Genomic DNA, 26241 nt, shown 5'->3' with positions numbered 1-26241 from the left:
TAAGTATTATAATAGACTTAATGTAATATTTTCAATTTATGGGATCTGTAGTTCAATTAAAAAAGACGATTAACAACTCATATTCGGATTTACTTAAGTCTGTTGAGGATAAACTTATATTGGTTAATGAAAAAATATCATCAAAATTAACAAGTAAAGTTGATTTGATTCAAAATATGACAGACTATCATTTAGACACAGGTGGTAAGAAATTAAGAGCCCTTTTAACTTTATCTAGCTCAAAGCTTTGTGGATACTCAAAAGGTGGTAGAGATATAAACCTAGCAGCATGCGTAGAATTAATTCACGCTGCCACCTTAATGCATGATGATGTTATTGATAACGCGCTTGTTAGAAGAAACAAAAAAACACTCAACACTATATGGGGAAACAAATCCTCTATTTTGGTTGGTGATTATCTGCTTAGCAGATGTTTCGAAATGATGGTAGAAGATGGAAGCTTAGAAATTTTAAAACTTCTTTCCTCTACCTCGTCAGAAATTGCACAAGGAGAAGTGTTACAACTTCAGCATCACGGAGAGATAGATATGCTAGAAGAAACATACCTAAAAATTATTTCTTTGAAAACTGCAGCACTTTTTTCAGCATCTACTAAAGTTGGAGCAATATTAGCGAATAGAGATAATAAATATAAAGAAGCTCTAGAGTTTTATGGAAAAAATTTAGGTCTTACATTTCAAATAGCAGATGATGCTTTAGATTATAATTCAGAGCTTAAATTATTTGGAAAAAAAATAGGTAATGATTTTTATGAGGGAAAAATTACTTTACCAATAATACTGTTATATCAAAAGTGTTCGGGTGAAGAAAAAAAATATCTGAAAAATTTGTTTGAAAAACAAAATAGAGATGAAAATGAATTTAAAAATACTCTTGAAAAAATAAAAAAATATAAAATTATTAATGAGTGCTATATAAAAGCTGAATATTTTATAAACTTAGCATCTAACTCATTATCAATATTCGAGGAGAACCAAGATAAAAATATTCTTAAAAATTTGACATCATTTAGTTTAGAAAGAAATTTTTAAGGAGATAATAAAATCTTTTTCCAATCGTTTTTTTCTTTAATATATTTCAGTCTCTCGTGTATTCTAAATTCACCATCTAGCCAGAATTCTACTGACCTTGGCTTTAGCCGCCATCCTGACCAATGTTTTGGTCTGGGGACATTATTTTGTTCAGGATATTTGGATTTAAAGTTTCTAATTGAGTCTGTAAGTTCTTTTCGATTTGAAATTTCTGAGCTTTGATTTGATGCCCAGGCACCGATTCTGCTTTCATATTTTCTAGAGGAATAATATTCGTCTGCCTCAATATCAGAAACTTGTTCAGCTGAACCTTCGATCCTTATTTGCCTAAGTAAACTTTTCCAATGAAAACACATCGATATATTTGGATTTTTTTTAATAGCTAATCCTTTAGCACTGTTAAAATTTGTATAAAAAACAAATCCTGTTTCATTAAAATCTTTTAACAAAACCATTCTGACCGAGGTGTATCCACGGTCATCTGATGTGCCTAGTGCAACTGCATTTGGGTCATTTAACTCTGTTTTTTTTGCTTCATCAAACCATTCCTTAAATAATTCAAATGGATTATTTTTTTCACCAAAACATATATCTAGACCAAAAGAGTTTTTTTCGTTCATAATTTTAACAAAATAACTTATATAATAAATATATGTCATTTAATACCTTTGGGAAAATATTTAGATTCACGACGTGGGGAGAGTCTCATGGACCAGCAATTGGATGTGTAGTCGATGGTTGCCCACCCAATATCAAAATAAATATTGACGAAATTCAGAAAGATTTAAATAAAAGAAAACCTGGTCAATCAAAATTTACAACTCAAAGAAAAGAAGATGATAGAGTTGAAATTTTATCTGGAATTTTTGAAGGCAAAACAACTGGAACTCCGATTTCAATGATAATTTATAATAAAGATATGAGATCTAAAGACTATGGAAATATAAAAAATAAATTTAGGCCAGGACATGCAGATTTTACTTATTTTAAAAAATATGGAATTAGAGATTATAGAGGAGGAGGAAGACAATCTGCAAGAGAGACAGCCTCTAGGGTTGCAGCAGGAGGTATAGCAAAACAAATATTAAAATTTATTCTAGGAAAAAAATATGATGTTGTTGGAGGAGTAACTCAATTAGGAATCTTAGGAACTAATCCAGAAAATTGGAACGAAAAATTTATCAAAAAAAATCAATTATTTTGTCCAGATAAATCTGTGCTAAAGCTTTGGGAAAAATATTTACTTAGTATAAGAAAAGCGGGATCATCTTGTGGTGCAATTATTGAAATCAGAGCTAAGGGAGTACCTGTAGGATTAGGGGCGCCAATTTATTCAAAATTAGATATGGACCTTGCATCAGCTATGATGAGCATCAATGCTGTAAAGGGAGTAAACATAGGATCTGGAATAAATTCTGCTCAATTGACAGGTGAAGAAAATTCAGATGAAATTAATCAAAGAGGGAAATCTACAAAATTCAATTCGAACAATGCTGGTGGTATTTTGGGCGGTATATCAAGCGGTCAAGATATAATTGTATCATTTGCTGTCAAACCAACTTCATCGATATTATCTACTAGAAAAACAATTGATAAGTTTGGGAAAAATACAACTATATCTGTTAAAGGCCGACATGATCCTTGCGTAGGGATAAGAGCTGTTCCTATAGGAGAGGCTATGATGCATTGTGTAATACTTGATCACTACTTGCTAAATAAAGCTCAATGTGGGAACTAATTAATCTTTTTTACTATTACTTTTGAATTTAAAACTTCTAGTACTTTATTTTCAATAGATAAAGCATCCAGTCCAGCAGATTTATACATATTTTCAGGCTTATCTTGATCTATAAACTTGTCTGGGAGTATCATTGATCTAAATTTAAGATTTGAATCTAAAAGATTTTTATCATTTAAAAAATTACTTACGTGTGCCCCAAAACCACCTATAGATCCTTCTTCAATTGTAATTATCACCTCATGATTTGTTGCTAATTGCCAAATTAAATTTTCATCAAGAGGTTTGGCAAAACGTGCATCTACGATACTTGCATTAACTCCTTTTTTTCGCAAATTTTCTTCAGCAATTAAACATTCATTTAATCTTGCTCCAAAATTCAAAATAGCAATTTTCTTTCCTTCTCTAACAACTTTTGCTTTTCCTATTTGGATTTTCTCACTTGTATCAGGTAACTGAACTCCAGTGCCATTTCCTCTGGGATATCTAAATGCACATGGTTTATCATTAATTTCTACTGATGTGTTTATCATTTTTACCAATTCTGCCTCATCACTAGCTGCCATAACAATAAAATTTGGTAGAGTAGCCAGATATGTTATATCAAAAGATCCAGCATGTGTTGGGCCATCTGCTCCCACCAGACCTGCTCTATCTATTGCAAATCTTACCGGTAAACTTTGAATTGCAACATCATGTACCACTTGGTCATAAGCTCTCTGTAAAAAAGTAGAATATATTGATGCATAAGGCTTATAACCTTCTGTTGCTAGACCAGCAGCAAAAGTTACCGCATGTTGTTCTGCTATTCCCACATCAAACATTCTATTAGGAAATTTATTTCCAAAAATATCCATTCCTGTACCTGAAGGCATCGCGGCAGTTATACCAATTATTTTGCTGTCATTTTCAGCATGCTTAACAAGAGTATTTGCATATACTTTTGTGTAAGATGGCGCTTTTGAATCACTTTTTTGCTGTATGCCTGTTTTTATATTAAACTTAGATACCCCATGATATTTATCCTCTGACTTTTCTGCAAAACTGTAACCTTTCCCTTTTTGTGTTTTAATGTGAATTAATATTGGTCCTTTATGTTTTGATTCTTTTGCATTTTTTAAAACAGGTAGCAAAACATCCAGATCGTGTCCATCTATTGGGCCAATGTAATAAAAACCTAATGAATTAAACAAAGTTCCACCAGTAACAACTGATCTAAGAAAATCCTCTGCTTCGCCAGCTTTTTTACTAAATCTTTTTGAAAATGATGAAAAAATTAATTTTAATGTTTCTCTAAAGTTAAAATAAATTTTTCCTGAAAAAATTTTTGCTAGATAAGACTTCATTGCCCCAACGGGTTTTGCAATGGACATATCATTATCATTTAAAATAACTATCATTTTTGTTTTTGATGCACCGGCATTATTCATAGCCTCATATGCCATTCCAGCACTCATTGCTCCATCTCCTATTACAGCAACTACCTCTTCTGATTTATTTGAAAGTTTATTTGCAGTTGCTATTCCTAATCCAGCAGATATTGAAGTCGAGCTGTGTGCTGCACCAAATGGATCAAACTCACTTTCTGATCTTTTTGTAAAACCTGATAAACCATTGCCTTGTCTAAGAGTTTTAATTTTATCTTTTCTTCCAGTTAATATTTTGTGAGGATAAGATTGATGACCAACATCCCAAATAATTTTATCTTTTGGTGTATCAAAAATATAATGTAAAGCTACTGTTAACTCTACAACTCCAAGACCAGCACCTAAATGACCACCAGTTTCTGATACCGCATTTATCATTTCCTCTCTTAACTCATCATTAAGTATTTTAAGTTCAGAATGATTCAACTGTTTCAAATCTGTTGGAAAATTAATTTTATTTAAGAATTTTGTTTTGCTCATTTACTTATTTCTATTTAAAATATAATTAACAGATGCTTTTAAATTATTAGAATTTTTACCATATTTTTTTAATGTGGCAAAAATTTCTTCTTTAAGAATATTGGCATAATTGATTGAATTTTGTTGTCCTAAAACGCGAATAATAGTTGCCTTACCCCTCGCTAAATCTTTTTGAGTTTTTTTACCAGCAATTTGCATATTTCCATTATAATCAATTAAATCATCAGCAATTTGAAATAAAAGTCCAATTTTTTCTCCTATTTTTTCAAATTTTTTTATTTCTTTAAATTTTCCAGAAACAATAACTGGTGCCAAACAACAAAAAGAAAATAATTTACCAGTTTTTTTAATTTGCATATCTATAATTTTATTTAGTGATATTTTTTTTTTTTCAAAATTTAAATCTGAAAACTGTCCTCCAGCCACACCTTCATGACCAGAACATTTTGATATAGAATTAATTAATAAATTTTTTTTTTTATCATTTATATTTAAAATTTTATCTGACAAAATTTCAAAGGCTAAGGTTAGAAGAGAATTCCCTGCTAAAACCGCTGTAGATTCACCAAATTTTTTATGCGTACTTAATTTTCCCCTTCTAAAATCATCATCATCCATGCAAGGCAAATCATCATGAATGAGTGAATAAGCATGTATGCACTCAACTGCAGCTCCAATATGGATTACAGATCTATAATTTATTTTAAATATACTTCCAATATCATAAATTATTTTTGATCTTATCTTCTTACCGCCTGAAAATAGGCCATAAGACATTGGTTTAATTAAATCAGTTTTATTTTGTTTTTTTAAATATTTTTTAAGAAAATTATTTGTGTCTGTTGCAATTTTATTTAATCTTTTTTGCATTTTTAATTGATATTTCGTTAATTTTAAATTTTGCTGACTCTGAAATTTCTTTAGAGGATTTTTGGAATTTTTTTTCAATTAAATTATTTAATCTAATAAGTTTTTGATATTCATCTAGTGACTCTTCTAAATTTTTTTGATTTTCTAAATTTTGAATAATTTTATTAGCAATTTCTGTTAACTCATTCAAAGTTTTTGAATTAATATCATCTGGCAAATTTTTTTCATTCATATAATAGTTGGTAATATTATATGAATATCAATCTTTCAAATATTAAAAAAGCAGTAAAATATCTCAATAAAAATGAGTGTATTGGAATTCCTACAGAGACAGTTTATGGTTTAGCGGCGAACGCTTACTCGGATAAAGCAACAGATAAGATTTTTAAATTAAAAAAAAGACCAAGAAAAAATCCTCTTATTGTTCATTATTATAATTTAAAAGATCTAAAAAATGATTGTAAAATTGACAATCAATTTTTGAGTCTATATTCAAAGTTTTGTCCTGGACCAATAACCTTTGTTTTAGAGTTAAAAGAAAAAAGTAAGATTTCGAATAATGTTACTAATAATAAAAGTACTATTGCAGTTCGCTTCCCAAAACACAAAGTTACTAGAAAACTATTAAAAAATTTAAATTTTCCTTTAGCTGCACCTAGTGCTAATATTTCTAAGAGTATTAGTGCTGTATGTAAAACCGATGTAATTGAAGAGTTTGGGAATAAAATCAAATTTGTCTTAGATGGTGGGAAGTCAAAAGAGGGTCTAGAATCTACAATAGTTAGTTTAGTAGGTAATCAAAAAATATTGAGGTTAGGCAGTCTAGACAGAAGTAAAATAGAAAAATATTTAATTAAAAAAAAAACTAACAAAAAAAAAAATATAGTAATGCCCGGGCAAGGAAGAATTCACTACTCACCGGGATTGCCTATAAGACTAAACATTAAAAGACCAAAAAAATTTGAAGCTTTCTTATTAATTTCAAAAAGAATTAAATCAAATAAAAATTTTTTTTACCTAAGTAAAAATAAAAATTTAAAGGAAGTAGCAAAAAATTTATATAAAACATTAAGAAAAGTTAAAAAAAAAGGTTTTAAACAAATCTCTATCGAGAGGATTCCTAATCGAGGTATCGGTGAGGCAATTAATGATAGATTGTTACGGGCAGCTGTAAAAAAATGAAAACTTTAGTTGAAGTACAAAATTTAAAAAAAAACTATGGTGATAAGCAAGCCGTAAAATCAATATCATTTAAAATAAATGAAAATGAAATTTTAGGCCTTTTAGGCCCAAATGGTTCTGGAAAAACAACTACTATTGGTATGATGTTAGGTTTACTAAAACCAACAAGTGGAGAAATTTTAATTGATGGCGATAAAATAGAGGAAGATAGAATTAAAATACTTCAAAAAATTAATTTCATATCCCCTTATATTGAACTACCAAAAAAATTAACTGTTAAACAAAATTTAATTGTCTTTGGAAAACTTTATAAAATTAAAAATTTAAATGATAGAATTGACTACCTGACATCAAAACTTCGTTTAAGTGATATACTAAACCGAATAACTGGTGAACTTTCATCTGGACAAAAAAATAGAGCGAGTTTAGCAAAATCATTAATAAATGATCCTAAAGTGCTATTATTAGATGAGCCTACAGCATCTCTAGATCCAGAAATTGGCGATTTTATAAGATCTTTTTTAGAAGATTATAAGAAAGAAAAAAAAATATCTATTTTGCTTGCTTCACATAACATGAATGAAGTCAATAGATTATGCAAATCAATTTTGATGATGAAAGATGGGATAATTGTTGACAGTGGGAGCCCTGCTAACCTTATAGAGAAACATGGTAGAAAAAATTTAGAGGAAGTATTTTTAAAACTTTCAAGGAGACCTAATGAGCATAATTAAAATGTATGGGTTATTTTTAAGGCATTTTTATTTAATCACTAGATCATTTCCAAGAATACTGGATTTAATCTACTGGCCATCAATTCAAATTACATTGTGGGGTTTTATTTCAAATTTTTTTGCATCTCACACCACTTATTACAACAATGCAGTTGGTGTTATATTAACATGTGCAATACTTTATGATTTTTTATTTAGAACAAGTATTGGTTTTAACATGTTGTTCCTTGAAGAAATTTGGAGCAGAAACTTTACAAATCTCTTTATAGCTCCAATGAAAATTAGTGAAATTCTAACCTCACTAATTTTCACTGCTTTGGTGCGAGCATTAATTGGTTTAATACCTGCTGTATTATTAACTTCTCCGCTATTTGGAATTTCAATCTTAGAACTTGGAATTTATCTATTTTTTCTTTTTTTAAGTCTTTATATATTTGGGATTACATTGGGAATTTTAGTATCAGCAGGGCTTCTAAGATTTGGACCTTCGTTTGAAAATATTGCTTGGTCAACTATGTTTTTATTAGCTCCATTTGGTTGTATATATTACCCAATTGAGATTCTTCCAGAGATTTTTCAAAAAATAGCTTATATGTTACCACTTGTTTATATTTTTGAAGAGGCAAGAAACATATTAATAAATAATACAGTTGATATATCAAATTTAATACGGGCTTATATGTTGAATATGGTTTATATTATTATTTCAATTACATTATTTTTTTACTCATTTAATAAAGCAAGAGATAAAGGCACACTAATAAATATTGGTGAATAATGGCGCGCCCGCAAGGAGTCGAACCCTGAACCTCCAGAGCCGAAATCTGGCGCTCTATCCAGTTGAGCTACGAGCGCATTATGTACTATTATATCAATAAATGAAAAATATCATTAATTTAGTTGTAGAGGAAGAATTATACGGAAAAAGAATTGATGTAGTAATAGCTAAAAAAAATGATTCTCTTAGCAGAACCAGGATCAAAAACCTGATAATAAATGGAAATCTTAGTATTAATAATAAAATTGTAAATGACCCCTCAAAAAAAATTTATAAAGATGATAAGGTTTTTTTAACAATTCCACTGCCTAAAAAGGCGTCTCTAAAACCATTCAAATATAAATTAGACATAATTTATAATGATGAAGATTTATTAGTTATAAATAAATCAGCAGGAATTTCGATGCACCCTGGGGCAGGAAATTATGATAATACGATTGTGAATGCTTTAATGAACTTAAATGATAACAATCTATCAAATATTGGGGATGAGCTAAGACCAGGTATAGTCCATAGAATTGATAAGGATACATCAGGACTGGTAGTAGTTGCAAAAAATAATAAATCACACGAAAATTTATCTAATCAGTTTTCCAAACATACAATTACAAGAATATATCAAGCTTTGATCTGGGGAAAACTGAGACCGCAAAATGGAAAAATCGAAACTTTAATAACCAGAAGCACAAAGAATAGACAATTAATGGAAGTTGGTTTTGCAAAAGGAAAACAAGCAATAACGAATTATAAAACTATTGAAATTTTTGAAAACTCTAAAGTACCAACATTAAGTTTAGTAGAATGTAAACTTGAAACAGGCAGAACACATCAAATAAGAGTACATATGAGTTTTAAAGGAAATAATATCTTAGGAGATAAAAAATATAAAAAAAAATTTAAAAAATTAAAAAATATTGATTTTGAATTAGAAGATCTTTTATTAAAACTTGACAGACAATTCTTGCATGCAAAAGTTCTTGGTTTTAATCACCCTTCAAATGGAAGAAGATTAGAATTTTCATCAAATTTACCTCCTGAACTAAAAAATATTCTCAAAAAGCTAAGGAAAACATGAAAATATAAATATTGTAAATTTCCTTTTCTTTATTAAATAAATATCTCGATGAGTACAACGTCTTATAATTTGCCAGCTTTGTCTAATGAGGGTGGTTTAGCCGCCTACTTAGCGCAAATAAAAAAATTTCCTATGCTCGATGCAGAGGAAGAATATATGCTTGCAAAAAATTGGCAAACTACTGGAAATGTAAAATCTGCAGAAAAACTTGTGACAAGTCACCTTAGATTAGTTGCAAAGATTGCAATGGGATATAAGGGTTATGGTTTACCTCTAAATGAGATGATATCAGAAGGGAATGTCGGATTAATGCAAGCCGTAAAAAAATTTGAACCGGAAAAAGGCTTTAGACTTGCAACCTACGCGATGTGGTGGATCAAAGCATCAATTCAAGAGTATATTTTGAGATCATGGAGCTTGGTAAAAATTGGGACAACCACCGCTCAAAAAAAATTATTTTTTAATCTAAAAAAACTTAAAAACCAAATTGCACCAAGAGCTGAGGGTGATTTAAGAGATGAGCACGTAAAAGATATTGCCAACAGATTAGATGTAAGTGAGGAAGAAGTTGTTTCAATGAACAGAAGATTGTCTGGAAAAGAACAATCTTTAAATGCTCCGATTGGTGAAGATGGCGATGAATGGCAAGATTGGGTTGTAGATAATGAAATGGATCATGAATTGAAATTTGCACAAAATGAAGAAATGGAGCAGAGAAAAGATCTTCTACAAGATTCTATTAAAATCTTAAATGACCGAGAAAAAGAAATTCTTTACTCAAGAAGACTTACAGATAACCCGGTAACCTTAGAAGATTTAAGTAAAAAATTTAAAATTAGTAGAGAAAGAATAAGACAAATAGAAAACAAAGCTTTTGAAAAATTACAAAAGCACATGTTAAATAGTGCTAAGTCAAAAAATCTTCTGCCAGCAAATTAATTATTAAAAGGATCGTAAACCAGTATTGTATCGTTTCTTTCTGGACTAGTAGAAATACTTGAAATTTTTGCTTCAATAAATTTTTCTAGGTCTCTTATATAAATTTTTGCATTTTCAGGGAGATCATTGAAATTTTTACATCCCACTGTTGAAGTTTTCCATCCTTGATACGTTTTATAAATCGGCTTAACTTTTAATTGATCCGTTACCGCTGCAGGTAAGTAATCAATTTCTTTTCCATTGATTTCATATGCAACACAAATTTTTATTTGATCTAGTTCATCTAACACATCTAACTTTGTTAATGCAATTCCATCAATTCCTGAAATTTTTATTGTTTGCCTCACTAATACGCCGTCAAACCATCCACATCTTCTTTTTCGACTTGTGACAGTACCAAATTCCTTACCTCTGGTACCTAAAAGCTCACCTATTTTATCAGTAAGTTCAGTTGGAAATGGTCCTTCACCAACTCTTGTAGTATATGCCTTAGTTATCCCTAAAACATAATTTATTGAGTTAGGTCCACATCCAGAACCTGTTGCTGCTGAAGATGCAACAGTATTTGATGAGGTAACATACGGATAGGTGCCATGATCAACGTCTAAAAGTATTCCTTGAGCACCTTCAAATAAAATTTTTTTTCCAGATAACTTGAATTGATCAATTTTTTTCCATACAGGCTGAGAAAACTGAAGTATATGAGGTGCTAATTTTAGCAAATCTTCTAATAATTTTTCCTTATTAAAAAGTGGTTTATTTAAACCTTTCCTTATTGCATTATGATGAGACAAAACGTTGTCTAATCTACTGTTTAAGTTTGTTTCAGAAATTAAATCCATTATTCTAATTGATCTTCTGCCGACTTTATCTTCGTAGGCTGGACCAATGCCTCTTCTGGTTGTTCCGATTTTAGAATTTCCAGCTGCATCTTCTCTTATTTCATCCATTTCTTTATGGAATGGAAGTATTAATGTTGCTGACTCAGAGATAATTAAATTTTTTTCGTTAATAGTTACGCCTTTGGATTTAATTTCCTCTATTTCCTCCAAAAGAGCCCATGGATCAATAACAACTCCATTGCCAATTACAGAAATCTTATCTTTTCTAACAATACCCGAAGGAAGAAGTCTCAGTTTATATGTAATTCCATCAATTACTAATGTGTGTCCAGCGTTATGACCTCCCTGAAATCTTACTACAACATCGGCTTCACTTGATAACCAATCAACTATTTTACCTTTACCTTCATCTCCCCATTGGGAACCTACAACAACAACATTTTTCATAAAAATCTTCTTTTAATCTCTATACTATTTAAATGGTTTATTGGTCCATGACCTTTTCCATAATTAGGTCTAGATGCAATTGCTTCGTTAACATATTTGATAGCCATCTCACAAGATTTCTTTAATGTTTTTCCACATGCAAAGTAAGCTGTAATAGCACTAGATAATGTACAACCTGTGCCATGGGTGTTTTTGGTATTAATCTTTTTATTTTTAAAAATTGATATTTCTTTTTTGTTAACAAAAACATCAATAATGTTTTGTTTCTTTAGATGACCTCCTTTTATTAAAACATTCTTCGCTCCAAGATTTAATAAAATATTTGCTGCAAATATCATATCCTCTTTTGAATTGATTTTAGTTTTAGTGATTATTTCAGCCTCAGGAATATTTGGAGTAATTAATGAAACTTTATTCAACATTTTTTTTTTTAACATTTCTGTTGAATTTTTATCAATTAACCTTGTGCCTCCCTTTGCTACCATTACAGGATCTAATACTATTTTATTAACCTTTATCTTTTCCAATGAACTTAAAACTGAATTAATAACTTTACTTGAATGAAGCATACCAATTTTAATTGCATCTGGTTGAATATCTCTGCAGGTGAATTCAATTTGTTTAGATATTTCTTTATAGTTTACTGGCATAATAGAATTCACTCCTGTAGTATTTTGTGACGTAACAGCAGTAATAGCAGTCATTGCATATCCGCCTAGGGAAGTTATAGTTTTTATATCAGCTTGAATTCCTGCTCCACCAGAAGAATCTGATCCTGCAATAATTAGAATTTTAGATTTCGGTTTCAATTTATCTTAGTGAGTTAGAAACTATTCTTGTGCACTTTTTTAAAAGAATTTCGTCCTTTGATTCACACATTATTCTTATTTTAGGCTCTGTTCCAGATTTTCTTACCAATAATCTCCCTTTTCCAAAAATAATCTTTTCTGCTTTTTTAATTGCTAGTCTACATTTTTTTGAACTGATTACTGATTTATCCTTAACCGAAATATTTTCTAATATTTGAGGTGTTGGCTTAAAAATAGAAAATAATTCACTAGCTTTTTTACCTTTTCTCAAAGAAAAAAGTATTTCAAGTGCTACAAGCAATCCGTCTCCAGTGGTTGCAAAATTTCCTAATATAATATGGCCAGACTGCTCCCCACCTAAATTAAATTTTTTGTTTTGCATTAGCTCTTTTACATATCTATCTCCGACATTTGATCTGAAAAATTTAATTTTTTTTTCTTTAAAAAACTTCTCTAGACCATAATTTGACATTAAAGTGCCAATTACCCCCCCTCTTAGTATTTTTTTTCTTTTCCATCTCTCGGCTAAAACAGCAATAATTTTATCTCCATCTACAATATTTGCCTTTTCATCAGTCAAAATTATTCTATCTGCATCTCCATCTAGAGAAATACCTAAATCAGTTTTAAATTTTTTCGTTAATGATTTAATTTTTTCTGGATATGTTGAGCCACATTTAAAATTAATATTTGTTCCATTAGGTTTGGTTCCAACTTCAAAAACTTTAGCACCTAAAGATCTTAGTAATTTTGGAGCACTTTTGTATGCAGCTCCATTAGCACAATCAATTGCAATTTTAAGACCTTTCAGTGAGAAATTATTTGGAAAATTACTTTTTAAAATATTTATGTAATTTTCATTTGCATCCTCTAATCTTTTTACCCTCCCAAGATTTAGAGGTTTTGTCAATTTAGATGAAATATTTGAGTCTATTAATTTCTCAATTTTTTTTTCAATTTTGTCAGATAATTTCATTCCATCAGGCCCAAATAATTTCATTCCATTGTCAGTAAACTGATTATGTGAGGCAGTAATCATTATACCAAGATTGGCTTTCATTTTTTTTGTAAGCATCGCTAATCCATTTGTTGGTAACGGTCCAAGGGTAAATACATGCATTCCTGCTGAGGCAAGTCCAGAAACCAATGCTGATTCTAAGGTGTAACCAGATAATCTTGTGTCCTTTGCAATAATTGCGATTTGTTTTTTTTTTTTTAAATTTTTAAAATAAGTACCCGCTGCTAAACCGAACTTAAAAAACATTTCGCCATTAATTTTAGAATTATTAACTTTTCCTCTTATTCCGTCGGTTCCAAAATATTTTTTTTTCATTAGAAATTTAATTTTTTAAAAACTTTAATTGATTGGTTAACTTCATTAACATCATGCACTCTTAAAATTTGAACACCTTGTAACATAGAGAATATACAAGATGATACGGTTCCACCTATCCTATCTTTGCTATCATTTTCATTAGATATATCTTTAATAAATCTTTTCCTAGATAAACCAAGTAATATTGGAAAACCTAATGTATGAAAAATAGAAATCTTATTAATTAATGTAATATTATGTTTCAAATTTTTACCAAAGCCTATTCCCGGATCTAATATGATATTGTTATGTTTAATACCAATTGATCTTAAATATTTAATTTTTGCCTCGAAATAATCATAAATATCTAGCAAAACATTTTTATATTTTGGACTATTTTGCATTGTTTTAGGTGAGCCTTTCATATGATGTATTACAAATGGTACTTTACTTTTTTTTAAAAAATTTATTGTTTTTTTGTCATACTCAAAACCTGAAACATCATTTATAATTTTTATTCCATAATTTAAACTTTTTTCCATCACCAGGCTTTTTCTTGTATCCAGAGAGAAGATCGCCTTTTTTTTTTTAATCAACCTTAGTTTATTGGATATTCTTTTCCACTCATCAGATGCTGGGATTTCTTTAGCACCTGGGCGGGTAGACTCACCACCAATATCAATTATATTTGCTCCAGAGTTTATTAAATTATTTATTTGTCTTTCTGCAGATTTAAATTTTATGAATTTCCCGCCATCTGAAAAGCTATCAGGTGTTAAATTTAAAATACCCATCATTATTGGAGTATTATTAAATTTTAAACCTTTAAATTTTTTTTTTTTGGATATATTTTTTAAATCTTTTTTTATTTTATTTTGTAATCTAAATGGTAGTTTTTTTATCTCATCTAAGTTAATTATTTTTTCTGATTTCCTTGTTAAAAGCTCAATAGACCTAAATTTAATGCCAGAGTTTCCATTTAAAGGTAAATGATTTTTTTTTATTTTACCAGATTTTGAAGTATAAAAAAAATTACACGCTCTTGTGTAATATTTTTCCATTAAGTTTAATGGACTATCTTAGGTTTTAAACCAATTGATCCAAGTGCTGAACCTTGATCGTCTTCCTCAACTTTTAAATCTTCTTTATTTTTAGGGTAAACGTTCTTGTCGACTATGTCTAAAATTTCATCACCAGTTAGTGTTTCATAAGTAAGCAACGCTTTTGCAAGTTTATGAAGGTCGTCTATTTTATCAGTAAGAACTTTTTTAGCTCTATCATACCCTTTATCAACAATTTTTCTAATTTCATTATCAACTTTTCGTGCTGTTTCCTCTGACATATTTTGTTGTCTCGCAACAGATCTTCCTAAAAATACTTCCTCCTCATTTTCTCCATACGCAACTGGGCCTAACTCTTTACTAAGTCCAGCTCTCATAACCATAGCTCTTGCTCTTTTTGTTGCTTGCTCAATGTCACTCGCAGCACCTGTAGTAACTTTATCCTCTCCAAATATTATTTCTTCGGCTACTCTTCCTCCCATAGCTATAGCGAGTTGAGCGTGTAATTGCTCTCTAGTTTGAGAAACTTCATCTCTTTCTGGAAGTTGCATAACCATACCTAAAGCTCTTCCTCTAGGGATTATCGTAGCCTTGTGAATTGGATAAGCGGCTTTCTCATTAATTGTAACTATGGCATGACCTGCCTCATGATAAGCAGTAAGTCTTTTCTCCTCCTCAGACATTACCATTGAACGTCTTTCAGCTCCCATCATTACTTTATCTTTTGCTTCTTCAAACTCCTGATAAGTTACAATCCTTTTATTTTTTCTAGCAGCTAGCAATGCAGCCTCATTTACTAGGTTGGCCAAATCAGCTCCCGAAAATCCTGGTGTTCCTCGAGCAATAGTTCTTAAATTTACATCTGGAGCCATCGATATTTTTTTTGCGTGTACTTTTAATATTTTTTCTCTTCCTATGATGTCTGGATTTGAAACTACAACTTGTCTATCAAATCTTCCTGGTCTTAAGAGTGCGGGATCAAGAACATCTGGTCTATTAGTTGCAGCTATAATTATCACACCTTCATTTGTATCAAAACCGTCCATTTCAACTAACAATTGGTTTAAAGTTTGCTCTCTTTCATCGTTTCCACCTCCTAGGCCTGCGCCTCTACTTCTTCCAACTGCATCTATTTCGTCTATAAAGATTATACAAGGCGAATGTTTTTTTCCTTGTTCAAACATGTCTCTAACTCTAGACGCTCCAACACCAACAAACATTTCTACAAAATCTGATCCTGATATTGTAAAGAATGGAACTCCAGCTTCACCTGCTATAGCTCTTGCCAATAAAGTTTTTCCAGTTCCTGGAGGCCCAACTAATAAACAACCTCTTGGAATTTTTCCACCCAATCTACTAAATTTTCTTGGATCTTTTAAAAATTCTACAACCTCTTCTACTTCTTCTTTTGCTTCTTCAACTCCAGCAACATCATTAAATGTAACCTTGCCCTTGACCTCATTCATCATTTTAGCTTTAGATCTTCCAAAACCCATCGCTCCACCTTTGCCACCTTGCATTTGTCTCATAAAAAATATCCAAACGGCTATTAAAAGTAACATGGGGAACCAAGATAATAATATGCCTAGGAGTGATGGCATTTTCTCCTCTAATGGACTCGCAGAAATGCTAACACCTTTGTCACTTAATTTTTGAATAAGGTTTGGATCGTCAGGTGCATAAGTATTAAACTGTTGACCATTTGACAAAACACCTTTTATATTTTTTCCAGAAATCTCAACTTGAACTACTCTTCCATTGTCTACCTCTGTCAAAAATTCAGAGAAAATAATATTATTTTTTTGAGCCATAGTTCCCTGTGGGTTTTTAAACATGTTGTAAAGACCAATTGTAAGGAGAACTATAATTCCCCACATGGCTAAGTTTTTGAAGTTCATGTTGATAAAGTAAGAATTATTAGAGAATAAACAAGTGTCAATTTGTACATATATTCTGCAAAATAACTAAATTTCTCTTGAAATAATCATTGTATTGCTGACTTTTTTAAAAACACACCCTGATAATGTTGTTTTATAAGTATCTTTTGAATTTTTGAAATTTTTTATGAGATTCATTATTTTGCTCCCTCTGGATAGTTTTGCTTTGTATGAAAAAGAATTTAAAACAATATTTAGTGATCTAAATACTACTTCATCAGGTTCTGAAAAAAAATTTTTACTAACAATTACTTTTTCTTTATTTTTAATAACATTTAAATCAATATTTTTTTTTATATAATGCTCAAGAGCTTTATTGCTCTTATGAAGATTTGATAAAGATTTATCAAAATTTTTGTTTTTTTTGTTAAATTTAAAATTATTTAAAATATTTCTAACGTAAACTCTTAAATACTTGTTATCTAGGTTTGATGGATCTTTGATATAGTTACCAAATGTATTTTCAGAGATATATATCAACTCATTTTTAGAAAAATTCAAAAGAGGCCTAAAAATCAAAATTTTTTCATTTATCTTTAATTTAGAGTATTTTTTTTTGAAGGATATAAGTCCATTTAAACCCGACCCTCGAAGCAATCTTATAAAAAAATTTTCGTATAAATCATCTTTGTGATGAGCTGTTAAAATTTTATTTAGTTTATGATTCCTACATTTTTTAATTAATAATTCGTATCTCTTTAATCGAGCTTGCTCTTGAATATTATTAAGATTGTTATTTTTTACCCATTTTAAAATATTTAAATTAACGTCAAATTTTTTTAGAATTTTTTTAATAAATAACGCCTCTTTTTTTGATTCTTTTCTTAATTTATGATCGATGTGAAAATAAACATTACTTGTGCCCCTCTCCATAGACATGCATTTCGTTAAGAAAGCCAATGCCATACTGTCTGGACCACCAGAGATCGCAACACAATAATTTTTATCAGTATCTTTTGAAATTATTCTTTTAAACCTTGAATAAAGTTTTTTTATTTTTGGGTTTTTAAGTTTGGATAAATAAAAATTATGAATTGTTTTGTTTACACTCGAATTTCTTTTCTTCATACTTTGCTTTTTGAAGCACAGATTGAGTTGCTCCTGGATATTGTTTCTTTACACCAGAAATCATAAGACACCCTTGATCTTTTTCTCCAATTTGTACTAATGATACTCCGAGTTTTAATAGATTGATAGGTGCTTTTTCACTTTTAGGATATTTTTGATAACCCTCTAAATATGCAGATGCTGCATCAGTATAAAGTTGTCTAATTCTAAAAGTTTCAGCATACCAGTACTGAGCATTTCCAGATAATTTATGTTCCGGATTAGTATCAACAAATTCTTTAAATGCTCTTTCTGCCATATTGTAATCTCCAACTTTTAGAAAACTTGTTGCAAATTCATATTGATTTTCTGGTGTACCATCTGGTAATATTTTTTCCTCTGATTGAAATGTTTCAGTCACAACAGTTTTGGTCGCATCTATAGATTGAACAGATTGGCTTTCACTTTCATTTGTCATGTCTTTATAAGAAACCGTTCCTAAATCTTGAGGTTGAGTAGAACCTGGTAGAATTTTTTCTTTATCATTAGTTGTGTCTGTAGGAAGCTTTGTTAAAGAACTACTATCAATTCCTACATTACTAGTTTCTAGCTGTTGAAACCTTAATTGATTATCTGCTTGAACTTTTGATAATCTAGAATTTAATTTATCAATTTTAAAATTGATCTCCTCATATTTGTTTGTTAATTGTTGAAACTGTTTTTCTATTTCAGATAATTTTAACAAATGTCTTGTTAGTACATCTTCGCTTTCTTTAACTGAATTATTTGAATTCGAATTTGAGGATTGAGAAAAAGACTCTGAATAAACTGCTCTTTCTAACGTCCTTAAATCTTTTTGGATTAATTGCAAAATTTCTTTTATTTCTGATGTATCTGCAGTCAAACTTGTTGGGGAGAGTAAATAAAAAAAAATAAACAAATAACCAAAGTTTTTTTTGATATTTAACATTGAATAAAATTTTAAGTATAAAAATGGCAAAAAAAAGACCCCAAACTAAAGGGGTCTTTTTTAAAAATCTTTTTATTTTTTAGTTAGCTTTTACAGTAACTGATCTTCTATTTTTAGACCATGAGAGAGGATTTGATCCTGAATCAACTGGTCTTTCTTTTCCATAACTAATCACTGATATTCTATCTGCCGAAACTCCATAAGTCATTAGGTAATCTTTAGCTGCGTTAGCTCTTCTTTCTCCTAATGCTAAATTGTATTCTCTTGTTCCTCTTTCATCGGCATGCCCTTCAAGAACAACATTGACACTAGGATTATCTCTTAACCATGCTGCTTGTTTTCTTAATGTATCTCTTGACATTGTCGTAAGTATAGACTCGTTTGTAGCAAAGAATACTCTATCTGGAACACCTTTAGCTAAATACTCAACTGTATCTGTTCCTGTATAAACATCCCCTTGAATTTGAGAATCTAAAGTAGTTGCTGTTTTTTTAGTTGCGCAAGCAGATACAACCATACTTAATAAAATTATTAGAAAAGTATTTTTTAGGATTTTGCTTAAATTCATTAATGCTCCTTAGTATTTTTTAGAACTTTTTCACAACTAATTAGATCTTTCAAGTCAAAAAATCAACATTATTTGTGTTTTTTTTAAAAAATTTAGACTAATTACTTAATAAAGACGACCAAGATGGGTCTGAAGCATCTGTCTCTGTGCTCACCATTCTTTCATTATATCCTGTTAAATCAATCGACCAAAGCTTTGCAGTAAAACCTTCACCTTTATCATTTGATTTTGTCTCTCTATAAAAAATAAGAACTCTTCCATTTGGAGCCCATGACGGTGCTTCTTGATAGTAATTTTCTGTTAGTAGCCTTTCGCCTTTACCATCTACACGCATAACCCCAATATAAAACTTACCTTTATGAAGTTTAGTAAAAGCAATTAAATCTCCTCGTGGTGACCATACAGGTGTGCCATACAGTCCTTTCCCAAAAGAAATTCTTTTTACATTTGAACCGTCACTTTTCATAACATAAATCTGTTGGTATCCACTTCTGTCTGAATTGAATGTAATAAATTTACCATCTGGTGAGTAAGAAGGGGATGTATCTATTGATGGATGATTGGTAATTCTCTCAACAATTCTATTTTCAATATCCATAGTATAAATATCTGAATTTCCATCTTTCGCAAAACTCATTATTATTTTTTTTCCATCAGGTGAAAATCTTGGAGCAAATGTCATCCCTGGAAAATCGCCTACAACTTCTTGGATTCCTGTCTCAATATCTAATAAATAAACTCTAGGTAAATTTCTAAAATACGAGAGGTATGTTACCATTTGATTGGTAGGATTAAATCTTGGAGTAAGCACTAGCTCATTACCAAGAGTTAAATATTTTGTGTTAAATCCATCTTGATCCATTATAGCAAGTTTTTTTATCCGTTGAGTTTTTGGACCTTCCTCTGAAACATAGATTATTCTTGTATCAAAATATCCTTTTTCACCAGTAAGTCTTTGATAAACTTTATCTGTAATAATATGTCCTACTCTTCTCCAATTACTTGGCACTGTTGTGAACGCAAGCGCGAGCATTTCTCTACCTGCTAGCACATCCCATAATCTAAACTCAACTTTGAGTTTTTCATTGATGGCTGTTACTTTGCCAGTTATCAAAGCTTGAGATTTTATTAACGCCCAATCCTCAAATCTAGGTTTAAGATGAGCAATATCAGGTTTTTGTAGAAACGCATCCTTGCTCAAAGGATTAAACAATCCTGATTGTTTTAAGTTATTTTCAATTACTTTTGAAATTTCTGATCCTATATCTTTAATTTCCAATTCCTTTTCAAAAAAAATATTAGAGTTATTATCTTGAAACAATGGTGAGACAGCAATAGGAAGTGGATTTAAATTCCCACGAGTTATATCCACTTCAACAAGCGAGTAAGACTTTGAAATACTTATAAATAATATAAAAATTGCATTTAAAATTAATTTAAATTGTTTCATTAACCTCCTATCATTTCTCTAGCATCAAAGTTTAGTTGAAGATTTTTCCACCTATCATAACCACTAGTAGGTACTTTTAGAGGTTGACACAATTGAATAGCTCTAAGAGCACTCTCGGCTAGCACTTTGTAGAAACCTTGTCCTGGCATATTCATTCTCGCATGATCTAAAATTTCAGACTTAATAAGTGTTCCGTCTGGTTTTAATTTTAATTTAATTCTAACTAACAAATTTTCATTGTATGGTAAACCTAAGGGAATGCTCCAACAACCAAAAATTTGGGCTTTCAAGGCATCTTCTTCGCTCAATGTTAATGAGGATATATTCATAGTATCATCTTGAGATTGCGAAATTTTATCCGTTATTTTGTTTGTTTCACCAATATCCTCTTTAGATTTATCTATTAAAGCTGCAATATTATTTGGATCAAATAATTCTTTTTTTTCAAATTCAGATGCTTGTTTCACTTTCGTATCATCTATTTTTGGTTTTTTGGGTTTAATTATCTCTTTTAAATTTTCGTCTTCTGTTAGATCTTTAGAAGGTTTTTGTTTTTTTTCTTCCTCAACTGAAAGTTTTTCATTATTTTTATCAGGTAGAGGGATTGCATCTAATTTCTCTTTTTTAACAATCTCTTTTTTTGTATCTGGTGTAGGTGTTTTTTTTGAAGTCAACTCTGTAATATTTTCCTTATTTTTTTCTGGAGTAATCTCTTTTTTTTCATCTTTCTTTATTTTTTTTGGTGGAGCTTGTTCAGAAACCAATTTTTCTTTATCTTTTTTTACTTTCTCTATAATTTTCTTTGCCTTTGGGGCAAAAGGTATATTTGTTTTGTCAGAAATCTGAATGAGCTCGACTGAAACTAGTGGAGGTATATCTAATGGCGGCTTAGCTATAAAGGGTAATGTAAATATACTTAAAACAACTATAGCTGTGTGAAAGATTGATGAAATAAATAAACTTTTATACAAGTTTACCTCTCTTTATATGGTTCAGATATCAAGGCTACTTTGGTAAATCCTGAACCCGAGAGCATACCCATGATTTCTAGTACTCTTCCATAGTTTATGGTTTTATCTCCTCTAACAAAAATTCTTGTATCAGTTCTATTATTTGAAACAGCTAAAATTTTTGCGATTATTTTTTCATACTCAACTTTTGTTTCTTGAATAAAAATCTCTCCTTTAGAATTTATTGTTAACGTTAAGGGCTCAGTTTCTTCTGGCAAAGTATCAGCAGATGACTCTGGCAAATCAACTTGAACACCAACAGTTAATAAAGGAGCAGTAACCATAAAAATTATAAGCAGCACAAGCATAACATCAACAAAAGGAGTTACGTTTATTTCGCTCATTGGTTCTTTTTTTGAACGTTTTAAATTAAATGCCATTTCTAAATTATAGAAATAAATCTCTTTGAAAAGTTTTCTAGTTTTTGAGAATATTTTTTAGAATCATTGCTAAATTTATTGTATGCAATAACAGCTGGAATTGCCGCCAACAAACCTAAGGCTGTAGCGAATAATGCTTCTGCAATACCTGGAGCAACAATTGCTAAACTTGTATTTCTTGAAATGGCAATTGATTGAAATGAATTCATAATGCCCCATACAGTTCCAAACAATCCTATAAATGGAGCAGTTGATCCTACGGTTGCAAGAAAGGTGTAATTTTTATCTACGTTGGTCATTTGCTTTTCAATATTTGCTTCCAAAACACCTTCTAATCTCTCGGATAAATTTGATTTTGATCTTGATTTCATCACCATTTGCATTGAGCTTTTAAATACTTCAGCCATTGGATCATTGGTAGCTGAAGGTAAATTATTGTAAAATGTTTCTGCAGATTTTGACTTCCAAAATTTTTCCTCAAATTCTTCCGCACTTTTATTAATTTTTCTAAAAAGTCTAATTTTATCAAAAATGATAGCCCAAGAGTAAATCGAAAATGCTACTAAAATAATCATTACTGATTTTACTACAATATCTGCTCTTAAAAATAAGCTAACTAAAGAAAAGTCTGTGTTGCTTGAAAGTCCAACTGCTTGTGAGGTTATATCTGCTTCCATGGTTTCTTCTCACACTCAATTGTGTCATTAATTTGGCTCTTATTTCCTATTATTTCGGATTTAATTATTTACCTAAAGTTTCAAAATAATATTTAGCAATTAATATCGCGTCAGCTTTGTTTGCATCTTTTTTTTTTGATAATTCTGAAGATATATATGGGTAAGTTTCAATGACTTTAGTCCTGCTAGCATCTTTCTCGGAATTAAGTAAGTTAAAATGTTTTTTCCATTTAACAGGTCTTACTAAAATTACCGGCAATTTTAATGCTGCACAAACTCCTTTTATTACACCAAATGATTGTCCAAAACTAAACATTCCTGTAACTCCTTGTCCTGGCATTGCACTAACATTCTCAAGAATTACTCTATCATCATGTGAAATATTTTCCTTTGTAAGGATGTTTGCTAATTCAGCTGCATTGATTTGTTTTTTTGACTTTGTGCCTTCTGTCATAGTTGGCATGTCAACAACCATTGAAATATTTCCATCTCTTAATATAGAAATTGCTCCACTAATTCCAGGGTCTATTCCAACCAAATTCATTAATTAATTCTCAAATTTTGCATTTGTAAAAATATTTTGTACATCTTCATCATCATCTAAAGTTTCTAAAAATTTAATCATATTATCTTTATTTTCTCCTGATAAATTTACTGTATTTAATGGTACCCATTCAATTTCTGTAGACAAAAAATTTTCAATTTTTTTTTCTAATTTATTTTTTACTTCATATATCTCAGTATTTGCAGTGTGTACTTCATGAAAATTCTCGTGGGAAAAACATTCATTTGCACCACTTTCAATTGCTAGCTCAAGCATACCTTCATCATCAATTTCGTCTTTATCTATTTTTATAACTCCTAACTGTTGAAAGTTATGTGATGCTGACCCTTGAGTTCCAAGTCCACCGCCACTTTTTTGAAAAATAGTTCTAATACTTGAAGCTGTTCTATTTTTATTATCTGTTAAAGTTTCAACTATAACAGCTGTTTTATTTGGACCAAAACCTTCATATCGAAGATTTTCAAAGTTCGAGTCTGCACTTATACTAGATTTATCTATTGCTCTCTCTATATTGTCCTTAGGCATATTTGCTGATCTTGCAGCTTGAATTGCTGATCGTAATCTAGCATTCATATCTGGATTTTTATCACCAAGTTTTGCTGCAACTGTTATTTCTCGTGAAAGTTTAGAGAAAATTTTGGATCTTTGTTTATCCGCTTTTCCTTTTTTATGTTTGATTCCTGCCCAATGAGAATGTCCAGCCATAAATTAAATATTTTCAGTTAATTTACCACCATATATAAAACTTGTTACACTTTTGGCCAAGCCATTATTCTCATCTGCATTCACTATCATGCCACAAAGTGTTGCTTCTCCTTTAGCTGGGAAATGTTTTTTCGAGTCTCTTTTGAAAAATCTATTTATTGAATTTTGTTTATTCATTCCAATTACAGAGTCATAATCACCACACATTCCAGCGTCTGTTAAATAAGCTGTTCCATTATCTAATATTCTTGCATCATTTGTTGGTACATGTGTATGTGTGCCGACCACAATGGTTGCATGACCATCTAAGTAATGACCCATAGCCATTTTTTCACTAGTGATTTCACCATGAAAATCTACAACTAAAAAATCATAATTTTTTTTTAATTTATGATTATCAATAAAATTTTTTGTAACTTCAAATACATCTTTGCATTTTTTCATAAAAACATTTCCCATCAAATTTAAAACACCAACTCTCAAACCTTTTTTTGACATATAAACTTCAAATCCACTTCCAGGAACATCGTTAAGTAAATTTTCTGGTCTTAATAATCTTTTCTCTTTTTTTATAAATTCAAAAGTTTCTTTCTGATCCCAAACATGATTGCCAGTTGTAATAACATCTACTCCTGAACTAATTAATTCTTTTACATTATTTTCAGTTATTCCAACTCCGTCTATGGCTGCATTTTCTCCATTAGCTATTACAAAATCAATTTTATTTTTTTCTGTAATTGTTTTTAAATTTTTTTTTACTGCAATACATCCTGCATCACCAACTATATCTCCTAGAAACAAAATTTTCATGAATAGATTTTATTTTCTGTTATGACGAAATCTAATTTTTTGTCAAAATTGTTTACAGGTAATTTTTCAATTTCTTGAAAAGAAAACGATAATCCAACTGTCTTGAATTTTTTTAATTTACTAACTTTTTCTATATATCTATCGTAATATCCTCCCCCATACCCTAATCGAAACTTATTTTTGTCGAAACCAACTAAAGGCACTAAAATCAGATCGGGATATACGATTTTTTTAGATACAGGTTCAGGAATTCCCAAATTATTTACTTTTAAATGAGTATCTAATGACCAATTAAAAAAATTCATTTGATTGGAATCACCGACAACAGGTAAGGAAATTAAGAAATTTTTTTCAAGTAACTTTTGTAAAGCAGGCAAACAGTCTAATTCGTAATTTATTGGGTAGTAACCACCAATGGTTTTAATTTTAAATTTTATATTTTTAATTATATCGAAAATTTTAATTTCGATATTTTCAAACTTCTTAAAATTTTTTTTTCTTATAAAAATTAATTTTTTTCTTAGTAATTTTTTTGACAATTTTACTGAATATTTGTATCTGGATTATTTTTTTGTATAAAATTTTCTATTTCTTTAGTTGCTGTATCTATCAAATCTTCATAATTATTTTTTTGATTTTGAATTTCAAACTCAAGCTTAGTTTGATTATCAGATAGTTTTAAAATTTCTTTCTCTTTTTCATCTTTATAATTATAAACTAAAGATTTTAATTCCTTAAATTTGCTAATTAAATTTTGAATTTCTATCTTTTGTTTTTCCAATTTTTTTTTAGTCTCAAAGTATTCATCCATTGTTGTAATTGAAGTAATTAATAAAAGCTTATTTTCACCTATGTTGCCAAGCGAATTTTTAAGACTACTAAACTTTTGGCTTAGATGTGATGACAGCTCCTCTAAATGTTCCTCTTGCCCATCCTCACAGGATAGCAAGTATTCTTTGCCATTAAACTTGATATTTACATTTGCCATTTTTCAATTTCATCCAATAAACTATCGGTTTCTTGATTTAATTCATCTATTTTCTCTGAAAATTTTTGCTCTCTTCTTTTTTCGTCTTCATCCTTAGACTTAAATTCTTCAAACTCCTGCTTTAATTTGAGATTTTCTTTTTCTAAAAAATTATAATTTTCTAATAGTTGTTTATATTCAATTTCTAATTGATTTTTTTGCTCTTTAAGATTTTCTAATTCTGGAGATTTATCTTTTTTAACTAAATCTAAATTTTTAAGTTTTTCGAGTGTTTGATTTAATTTTTTTTCTTTTTCGGTTATAGAATTCATTATATATAAACATACTATTAAATTGAGTCACCTAAGTCTATACAGGATAATTTTTTGAGAATACAAAATAAAGA

General features: G+C 29.9%; 29 protein-coding genes and 1 tRNA gene. 7 read left to right on the top strand and 23 right to left on the bottom strand.

Features of this window, described 5'->3' with window-relative positions; genetic code table 11:
- The first annotated feature begins 38 nt into the window (after window positions 1–38).
- Window positions 39–1052: a polyprenyl synthetase family protein gene (locus B8063_RS04610; RefSeq protein ID WP_085069973.1), complete on the top strand. Its 1014-nt coding sequence runs from the start codon at window positions 39–41 to the stop codon at window positions 1050–1052.
- On the opposite strand, the gene pdxH is transcribed toward B8063_RS04610, so the two are convergent.
- Window positions 1049–1672, bottom strand: a complete 624-nt coding sequence (pdxH, locus tag B8063_RS04605; protein WP_085070887.1) for a pyridoxamine 5'-phosphate oxidase — start codon at window positions 1670–1672, stop codon at window positions 1049–1051. The genes B8063_RS04610 and pdxH overlap by 4 nt on opposite strands.
- Before the next feature lie 32 nt (window positions 1673–1704).
- Between pdxH and aroC the strand changes: the two genes are divergently transcribed.
- Window positions 1705–2790, top strand: coding sequence for a chorismate synthase (gene aroC, locus B8063_RS04600; RefSeq protein ID WP_085069971.1), 1086 nt, complete (start codon window positions 1705–1707; stop codon window positions 2788–2790).
- On the opposite strand, the gene dxs is transcribed toward aroC, so the two are convergent.
- Genes dxs through B8063_RS04585 form a run of 3 tightly spaced genes read right to left on the bottom strand, consistent with a single transcriptional unit; the run spans window position 2787 to window position 5799 of the window.
- A complete protein-coding gene (gene dxs, locus B8063_RS04595; protein ID WP_085069969.1) occupies window positions 2787–4697 on the bottom strand; it encodes a 1-deoxy-D-xylulose-5-phosphate synthase in 1911 nt (636 codons plus the stop codon). The genes aroC and dxs overlap by 4 nt on opposite strands.
- Window positions 4698–5567, bottom strand: coding sequence for a polyprenyl synthetase family protein (locus B8063_RS04590; RefSeq protein WP_085069967.1), 870 nt, complete (start codon window positions 5565–5567; stop codon window positions 4698–4700).
- The gene (locus B8063_RS04585; RefSeq protein WP_085069965.1) at window positions 5548–5799 is read right to left on the bottom strand and encodes an exonuclease VII small subunit; all 252 of its coding nucleotides are present in this window, start codon (window positions 5797–5799) and stop codon (window positions 5548–5550) included. Before B8063_RS04585 ends, B8063_RS04590 begins: the two co-directional genes overlap by 20 nt.
- Before the next feature lie 20 nt (window positions 5800–5819).
- Here B8063_RS04585 and B8063_RS04580 point away from each other — a divergent pair, with 20 nt between their 5' ends.
- The 3 genes from B8063_RS04580 to B8063_RS04570 are packed head-to-tail and all read left to right on the top strand — an operon-like array spanning window position 5820 to window position 8261.
- Window positions 5820–6749, top strand: coding sequence for an L-threonylcarbamoyladenylate synthase (locus tag B8063_RS04580; RefSeq protein WP_085069962.1), 930 nt, complete (start codon window positions 5820–5822; stop codon window positions 6747–6749).
- A complete protein-coding gene (locus B8063_RS04575) occupies window positions 6746–7483 on the top strand; it encodes an ABC transporter ATP-binding protein (RefSeq protein ID WP_085069959.1) in 738 nt (245 codons plus the stop codon). Before B8063_RS04580 ends, B8063_RS04575 begins: the two co-directional genes overlap by 4 nt.
- Window positions 7470–8261: an ABC transporter permease gene (locus B8063_RS04570; RefSeq protein WP_085069957.1), complete on the top strand. Its 792-nt coding sequence runs from the start codon at window positions 7470–7472 to the stop codon at window positions 8259–8261. The genes B8063_RS04575 and B8063_RS04570 overlap by 14 nt, the downstream gene beginning before the upstream one ends.
- On the opposite strand, the gene B8063_RS04565 is transcribed toward B8063_RS04570, so the two are convergent.
- A tRNA-Arg gene (locus B8063_RS04565) sits at window positions 8262–8338 on the bottom strand.
- Window positions 8339–8361: 23 nt separating this feature from the next.
- Between B8063_RS04565 and B8063_RS04560 the strand changes: the two genes are divergently transcribed.
- Both B8063_RS04560 and rpoH read left to right on the top strand, forming a co-directional pair.
- Window positions 8362–9336 carry an RluA family pseudouridine synthase gene (locus B8063_RS04560; RefSeq protein ID WP_085069954.1) on the top strand — a complete coding sequence of 325 codons (975 nt, stop codon included), beginning with the start codon at window positions 8362–8364 and terminating at the stop codon, window positions 9334–9336.
- Window positions 9337–9384: 48 nt separating this feature from the next.
- On the top strand, window positions 9385–10275 hold the full coding sequence (gene rpoH, locus B8063_RS04555) for an RNA polymerase sigma factor RpoH (RefSeq protein ID WP_085069952.1): 891 nt from the start codon (window positions 9385–9387) through the stop codon (window positions 10273–10275).
- Here rpoH and B8063_RS04550 read toward each other — a convergent pair.
- The 18 genes from B8063_RS04550 to B8063_RS04465 form a co-directional block, all read right to left on the bottom strand.
- Entirely contained in the window at window positions 10272–11564 is a 1293-nt protein-coding gene (locus B8063_RS04550; protein WP_085069950.1) for an adenylosuccinate synthase, read from the bottom strand. The genes rpoH and B8063_RS04550 overlap by 4 nt on opposite strands.
- Window positions 11561–12373, bottom strand: coding sequence for a bifunctional hydroxymethylpyrimidine kinase/phosphomethylpyrimidine kinase (gene thiD / locus B8063_RS04545; protein ID WP_085069947.1), 813 nt, complete (start codon window positions 12371–12373; stop codon window positions 11561–11563). Before thiD ends, B8063_RS04550 begins: the two co-directional genes overlap by 4 nt.
- 1 nt (window position 12374) lies before the next feature.
- Window positions 12375–13706: a phosphoglucosamine mutase gene (gene glmM, locus B8063_RS04540; protein WP_085069944.1), complete on the bottom strand. Its 1332-nt coding sequence runs from the start codon at window positions 13704–13706 to the stop codon at window positions 12375–12377.
- Window positions 13706–14749 carry a dihydropteroate synthase gene (folP, locus tag B8063_RS04535; RefSeq protein ID WP_085069942.1) on the bottom strand — a complete coding sequence of 348 codons (1044 nt, stop codon included), beginning with the start codon at window positions 14747–14749 and terminating at the stop codon, window positions 13706–13708. Before folP ends, glmM begins: the two co-directional genes overlap by 1 nt.
- A gap of 5 nt (window positions 14750–14754) precedes the next feature.
- Window positions 14755–16647: an ATP-dependent zinc metalloprotease FtsH gene (gene ftsH / locus B8063_RS04530; RefSeq protein WP_085069939.1), complete on the bottom strand. Its 1893-nt coding sequence runs from the start codon at window positions 16645–16647 to the stop codon at window positions 14755–14757.
- A 66-nt stretch (window positions 16648–16713) separates the two neighbouring features.
- Window positions 16714–17754, bottom strand: a complete 1041-nt coding sequence (gene tilS / locus B8063_RS04525; protein ID WP_085069937.1) for a tRNA lysidine(34) synthetase TilS — start codon at window positions 17752–17754, stop codon at window positions 16714–16716.
- Window positions 17714–18703 carry a tol-pal system protein YbgF gene (gene ybgF, locus B8063_RS04520; RefSeq protein ID WP_085069934.1) on the bottom strand — a complete coding sequence of 330 codons (990 nt, stop codon included), beginning with the start codon at window positions 18701–18703 and terminating at the stop codon, window positions 17714–17716. Before ybgF ends, tilS begins: the two co-directional genes overlap by 41 nt.
- Before the next feature lie 79 nt (window positions 18704–18782).
- On the bottom strand, window positions 18783–19271 hold the full coding sequence (gene pal / locus B8063_RS04515) for a peptidoglycan-associated lipoprotein Pal (RefSeq protein WP_085069932.1): 489 nt from the start codon (window positions 19269–19271) through the stop codon (window positions 18783–18785).
- A gap of 97 nt (window positions 19272–19368) precedes the next feature.
- A complete protein-coding gene (gene tolB / locus B8063_RS04510; RefSeq protein WP_085069930.1) occupies window positions 19369–20721 on the bottom strand; it encodes a Tol-Pal system beta propeller repeat protein TolB in 1353 nt (450 codons plus the stop codon).
- Entirely contained in the window at window positions 20721–21665 is a 945-nt protein-coding gene (locus B8063_RS04505) for a cell envelope biogenesis protein TolA (RefSeq protein WP_445082350.1), read from the bottom strand. The genes tolB and B8063_RS04505 overlap by 1 nt, the downstream gene beginning before the upstream one ends.
- 29 nt (window positions 21666–21694) lie before the next feature.
- Complete coding sequence (gene tolR, locus B8063_RS04500; protein ID WP_085069925.1) at window positions 21695–22111, bottom strand: protein TolR; 417 nt, start codon at window positions 22109–22111, stop codon at window positions 21695–21697.
- Window positions 22112–22113: 2 nt separating this feature from the next.
- Complete coding sequence (gene tolQ, locus B8063_RS04495; RefSeq protein WP_085069923.1) at window positions 22114–22788, bottom strand: protein TolQ; 675 nt, start codon at window positions 22786–22788, stop codon at window positions 22114–22116.
- Between the two features lie 64 nt (window positions 22789–22852).
- Entirely contained in the window at window positions 22853–23332 is a 480-nt protein-coding gene (locus B8063_RS04490; protein ID WP_085069921.1) for a crossover junction endodeoxyribonuclease, read from the bottom strand.
- Window positions 23333–23335: 3 nt separating this feature from the next.
- The gene (locus B8063_RS04485) at window positions 23336–24058 is read right to left on the bottom strand and encodes a YebC/PmpR family DNA-binding transcriptional regulator (protein ID WP_085069918.1); all 723 of its coding nucleotides are present in this window, start codon (window positions 24056–24058) and stop codon (window positions 23336–23338) included.
- A 3-nt stretch (window positions 24059–24061) separates the two neighbouring features.
- Window positions 24062–24868 (bottom strand): TIGR00282 family metallophosphoesterase, encoded by an 807-nt coding sequence (locus tag B8063_RS04480; RefSeq protein ID WP_085069916.1) that lies wholly within the window; start codon window positions 24866–24868, stop codon window positions 24062–24064.
- Window positions 24865–25407 (bottom strand): 5-formyltetrahydrofolate cyclo-ligase, encoded by a 543-nt coding sequence (locus B8063_RS04475; RefSeq protein ID WP_085069913.1) that lies wholly within the window; start codon window positions 25405–25407, stop codon window positions 24865–24867. Before B8063_RS04475 ends, B8063_RS04480 begins: the two co-directional genes overlap by 4 nt.
- 2 nt (window positions 25408–25409) lie before the next feature.
- Window positions 25410–25856 (bottom strand): cell division protein ZapA, encoded by a 447-nt coding sequence (locus B8063_RS04470; protein WP_085069911.1) that lies wholly within the window; start codon window positions 25854–25856, stop codon window positions 25410–25412.
- A complete protein-coding gene (locus B8063_RS04465) occupies window positions 25844–26167 on the bottom strand; it encodes a 5-formyltetrahydrofolate cyclo-ligase (RefSeq protein ID WP_085069908.1) in 324 nt (107 codons plus the stop codon). Before B8063_RS04465 ends, B8063_RS04470 begins: the two co-directional genes overlap by 13 nt.
- Window positions 26168–26241: the final 74 nt, after the last annotated feature.

Origin of the sequence: Candidatus Pelagibacter sp. RS40, assembly GCF_002101295.1 — a bacterium.
Classification (GTDB): Bacteria; Pseudomonadota; Alphaproteobacteria; order Pelagibacterales; family Pelagibacteraceae; genus Pelagibacter.
The sequence above is the reverse complement of the archived record's forward strand: the minus strand, read 5'-3'. Positions and strand labels throughout refer to the sequence as shown.

What these genes read in the sequence shown, in the direction of transcription:
- B8063_RS04610 (WP_085069973.1), top strand. Translation starts at nt 39, where the DNA reads ATGGGATCTGTAGTTCAATTAAAAAAGACGATTAACAACTCATATTCG.
- pdxH (WP_085070887.1), bottom strand. Translation starts at nt 1,672, where the DNA reads ATGAACGAAAAAAACTCTTTTGGTCTAGATATATGTTTTGGTGAAAAA.
- aroC (WP_085069971.1), top strand. Translation starts at nt 1,705, where the DNA reads ATGTCATTTAATACCTTTGGGAAAATATTTAGATTCACGACGTGGGGA.
- dxs (WP_085069969.1), bottom strand. Translation starts at nt 4,697, where the DNA reads ATGAGCAAAACAAAATTCTTAAATAAAATTAATTTTCCAACAGATTTG.
- B8063_RS04590 (WP_085069967.1), bottom strand. Translation starts at nt 5,567, where the DNA reads ATGCAAAAAAGATTAAATAAAATTGCAACAGACACAAATAATTTTCTT.
- B8063_RS04585 (WP_085069965.1), bottom strand. Translation starts at nt 5,799, where the DNA reads ATGAATGAAAAAAATTTGCCAGATGATATTAATTCAAAAACTTTGAAT.
- B8063_RS04580 (WP_085069962.1), top strand. Translation starts at nt 5,820, where the DNA reads ATGAATATCAATCTTTCAAATATTAAAAAAGCAGTAAAATATCTCAAT.
- B8063_RS04575 (WP_085069959.1), top strand. Translation starts at nt 6,746, where the DNA reads ATGAAAACTTTAGTTGAAGTACAAAATTTAAAAAAAAACTATGGTGAT.
- B8063_RS04570 (WP_085069957.1), top strand. Translation starts at nt 7,470, where the DNA reads ATGAGCATAATTAAAATGTATGGGTTATTTTTAAGGCATTTTTATTTA.
- B8063_RS04560 (WP_085069954.1), top strand. Translation starts at nt 8,362, where the DNA reads ATGAAAAATATCATTAATTTAGTTGTAGAGGAAGAATTATACGGAAAA.
- rpoH (WP_085069952.1), top strand. Translation starts at nt 9,385, where the DNA reads ATGAGTACAACGTCTTATAATTTGCCAGCTTTGTCTAATGAGGGTGGT.
- B8063_RS04550 (WP_085069950.1), bottom strand. Translation starts at nt 11,564, where the DNA reads ATGAAAAATGTTGTTGTTGTAGGTTCCCAATGGGGAGATGAAGGTAAA.
- glmM (WP_085069944.1), bottom strand. Translation starts at nt 13,706, where the DNA reads ATGAAAAAAAAATATTTTGGAACCGACGGAATAAGAGGAAAAGTTAAT.
- folP (WP_085069942.1), bottom strand. Translation starts at nt 14,749, where the DNA reads ATGGAAAAATATTACACAAGAGCGTGTAATTTTTTTTATACTTCAAAA.
- ftsH (WP_085069939.1), bottom strand. Translation starts at nt 16,647, where the DNA reads ATGAACTTCAAAAACTTAGCCATGTGGGGAATTATAGTTCTCCTTACA.
- tilS (WP_085069937.1), bottom strand. Translation starts at nt 17,754, where the DNA reads ATGAAGAAAAGAAATTCGAGTGTAAACAAAACAATTCATAATTTTTAT.
- ybgF (WP_085069934.1), bottom strand. Translation starts at nt 18,703, where the DNA reads ATGTTAAATATCAAAAAAAACTTTGGTTATTTGTTTATTTTTTTTTAT.
- pal (WP_085069932.1), bottom strand. Translation starts at nt 19,271, where the DNA reads ATGAATTTAAGCAAAATCCTAAAAAATACTTTTCTAATAATTTTATTA.
- tolB (WP_085069930.1), bottom strand. Translation starts at nt 20,721, where the DNA reads ATGAAACAATTTAAATTAATTTTAAATGCAATTTTTATATTATTTATA.
- tolR (WP_085069925.1), bottom strand. Translation starts at nt 22,111, where the DNA reads ATGGCATTTAATTTAAAACGTTCAAAAAAAGAACCAATGAGCGAAATA.
- tolQ (WP_085069923.1), bottom strand. Translation starts at nt 22,788, where the DNA reads ATGGAAGCAGATATAACCTCACAAGCAGTTGGACTTTCAAGCAACACA.
- B8063_RS04490 (WP_085069921.1), bottom strand. Translation starts at nt 23,332, where the DNA reads ATGAATTTGGTTGGAATAGACCCTGGAATTAGTGGAGCAATTTCTATA.
- B8063_RS04485 (WP_085069918.1), bottom strand. Translation starts at nt 24,058, where the DNA reads ATGGCTGGACATTCTCATTGGGCAGGAATCAAACATAAAAAAGGAAAA.
- B8063_RS04480 (WP_085069916.1), bottom strand. Translation starts at nt 24,868, where the DNA reads ATGAAAATTTTGTTTCTAGGAGATATAGTTGGTGATGCAGGATGTATT.
- B8063_RS04470 (WP_085069911.1), bottom strand. Translation starts at nt 25,856, where the DNA reads ATGGCAAATGTAAATATCAAGTTTAATGGCAAAGAATACTTGCTATCC.
- B8063_RS04465 (WP_085069908.1), bottom strand. Translation starts at nt 26,167, where the DNA reads ATGAATTCTATAACCGAAAAAGAAAAAAAATTAAATCAAACACTCGAA.